Origin of the sequence: Streptomyces hokutonensis, assembly GCF_042751305.1 — a bacterium.
GTDB lineage: Bacteria > Actinomycetota > Actinomycetes > Streptomycetales > Streptomycetaceae > Streptomyces > Streptomyces hokutonensis_A.
In genome coordinates this window covers 1-2,683 of the sequence record NZ_JBHYWD010000022.1, presented here as the reverse complement: position 1 = coordinate 2,683, position 2,683 = coordinate 1, and the positions used below count along the sequence as shown (strand labels likewise).

The 2,683-nt window shown below is 70.4% G+C and carries 3 protein-coding genes; 1 reads left to right on the top strand and 2 read right to left on the bottom strand.

The window, feature by feature from the left end:
* Positions 1-213, bottom strand: a 213-nt coding sequence (locus tag ACFXC1_RS39355) for a LuxR C-terminal-related transcriptional regulator (protein ID WP_463294414.1), incomplete at its 3' end; no start/stop codon positions are given.
* Between the two features lie 314 nt (positions 214-527).
* Positions 528-698 carry a hypothetical protein gene (locus ACFXC1_RS39350; protein WP_381252088.1) on the bottom strand — a complete coding sequence of 57 codons (171 nt, stop codon included), beginning with the start codon at positions 696-698 and terminating at the stop codon, positions 528-530.
* A gap of 951 nt (positions 699-1,649) precedes the next feature.
* On the opposite strand from ACFXC1_RS39350, the gene ACFXC1_RS39345 reads away from it, so the two are divergent.
* Positions 1,650-2,552, top strand: coding sequence for a ribosome-inactivating family protein (locus tag ACFXC1_RS39345; RefSeq protein ID WP_381252086.1), 903 nt, complete (start codon positions 1,650-1,652; stop codon positions 2,550-2,552).
* The last annotated feature ends 131 nt before the right edge of the window (positions 2,553-2,683 follow it).

Genomic DNA, 2,683 nt, shown 5'->3' with positions numbered 1-2,683 from the left:
CCCGCCCCACCCCCCCCCCCCGCCGGCCTCACGCCCCCCCCGCCCGCGCCGGCCGGGGGGCCCCCCCGGCGGGGGGCGCGCGCCCCCCCCCCCCCCGGGGGGGGGGCGGGGGGGCCCGCGGCTGCAGCCGAGCTTGGTCATGATGCCGTCCATGTGGCCGCCGACCGTGCGTGGCGACAGCACCAGCTGGGCGGCTGTCTGCCGGTTGGTCATGCCCTCGGCCACCAGCGCGGCGACCTGCCGTTCCGCTGCAGGCTACGGGGGCGGGTGTCCAGGGCGAGGGCGATGGCCCGGGCCGGGCTGTCATGCGGGGCGCCTTCCGCGAGGACCTTGTCGTATCCGGCGGGACCCGGCGGAGACGGCTGCTTCCTCGCAGCGGGCGCGGTGTCCGCCGAGCGTGGAGACGGGGCAGACGACGATGTCCGGGTCAGGGCGTGCACGGCGTCGAGCAGCTGTGCCGCCCGCTCGTGGTCGCCTCGGGACGCGGTGCTCCAGGTGAGAACTGCCAGTGCCGCCGCGGTCCCTGTCTAGTCGTTGAAGCCCGGCAGGATCTCCAGCGCGGCTCGCGTCAGCGCCGCGCGCCCGCCGGCCTCCTCCGCCGCGCACTGGTTGCCGAGGAAGACCTGGGCGATCACCACTTGGAACAGCCAGAACAGCCCTTGTGGTGCTTCGCCCGCCTTGTCGTGAGCGGCCAGCACCTCCTCGTACAGGGTGGCACGGCCTGTGCCATCCGCCCCTGGAAGGCCGCGGACGCGCCGCGGCGGCCCTGAATGTACGCCGGACCGACGCGTCGTCCGGTCGTTCGCCCAGTTCCTCGGCTTCGTCCAGCCGACGGTCGGCCGTCGCGAGATCCCCCCAGCAGCACAGCGCTACATGCCCGTTCACCATGGCTGTAAAGAGAACAGGGCCGCACACTTGATCCGCTCGGTCAGCTCGACGTCGCGGCGCCGCCGTGCTTCGTCGACAGCTCCAGCTATGTCCGGCCGGTGTACGGATGCCGCTCGAGGTTCCCGCTGAACAGCAAGGAAGCGGGACGGGCAGCGGGCTGCGGCGGTCGCCGTGGGGTTCGCTTGAAGGGCTGCGACATGTGACGGAACGTCAGTCGGCGTGGACCGGAGTCCGCGTGGTGGCGCCGGGCAGGCGGCGGTTCCACCACGCACCGCTTCGGACGAAGCGGGGACGCCTCTGTAACAGCCGTACGTCAATTGTTCGGCGGCCACGTTGTGATGCGGTCGCCGAACCGTTGCCGGACCACTGAGACATACGGCCGGTCTTCTTGGGTCCGGCCGGGGAACACCCGCCCCGGCCGGAATCCGACACCATCCCAAGGAGGCCACCATGTCCTCGACCGAGGCATTGGAGACCCCGGGCGTGAAGCGCTCCCTGTTGTCTCGGCTGCGGGCCCCCACGCCCGCAAGGCCGTGAACCTCCGATCCGGTGCCGCTCAGACCCTCACGAGCGCTGAGAGCCCCACACCGCCGTGGGAGCCCTTCGATCCTCCTGAAGCGGGCCTGGCCCGCAGGGCGGGCCCGGTCACCTCCGGGTACCGGTGTCCGGTCACGTCGGAAAACGATGGCCCGCACGCCGTTCGACAAAGTTCATCTCCTTCCTCGGTCGGCCCACCGACCACGCACAACGGAGCGCAGATCATGTCCCGAGCACACATCTTCCGCAGGCTCAGTACATCGGCCGTACTCCCGGCGGCCCTCGTCGGCGCCGTCGCCCTCGCCGGCCTGGGCGGCAACCTCACCACCGGTGCGCAGCACCAGTCGCTGGGCGGGCACGTCCAGCTGGCCAGCGCGGACTACCCGACCGATGGCATGAGCTTCGACATGACGAACGTCGACGCCGACCAGTACGACGCCATCATCAACTTCATCCGCGGGCGGTCCAGCGCCTGGTCCATCTACCAGAGCATCCGTGTCACACACACGAGCAACGACTACTTCCCCCTCACCCTGTCGGTGGGCCAGACCCGGGTCACTCTGATCATCAACGCGCGGAACCTGTACGTGACCGGCTGGTTCAACGAGAACACCCGCCAGTACGTCCGGCTGGACAATGCCGGTCCCGGATCAATGGCGGGGCAGAACGGTCAAACGCAGAACAGGACCTGGCTCAACTACGGCGACATGGAGCGTGCCGCTGGGGTCGACCGCGGTTCCCTCGGCATCACCATGGGCGCCATCCAGGGTTCGATCACCGACCTGGCGAGGGGCAACAGTCAGGACCAGGCGCGGGCCCTGCTCATCCTTGTCCAGGCCCTTTCCGAGGGTGCCCGCTTCGACTTCATCTCCTACCGGATCGGCCAGGCGATGCGCAACCACAACACCTTCTACGCCGGGTCCTCGTCCGTCATCAACGGCGGGTCGCGCGCCATCCAGCTGACGTCCCTGGATCTGGAGAACAACTGGGGAGGCCTGTCCCAGGCAGCCGAGAACGCGACACAGAACCACTATCCCGTGAACTACCCGATCGGCAGTGGGTCTTTCACGTCGATGCAGGCGCTTGACGAGCAGCTGGCCATAGCCCTGTACATCAAGATGGCCTAGCCCGAAACTGCGCAAAGTGGCCCAAACTGGTAAGCGGGGGGGGGGGGGGGGGGCCGAGGGGGCGGGGCCCCCCCCCCACCCGCCCGCGGGGGGGGCCCCCCCGCGGGCGGGGGCGGGGGGGGGCGCGCGCG

What these genes read in the sequence shown, in the direction of transcription:
- ACFXC1_RS39345 (WP_381252086.1), top strand. Translation starts at nt 1,650, where the DNA reads ATGTCCCGAGCACACATCTTCCGCAGGCTCAGTACATCGGCCGTACTC.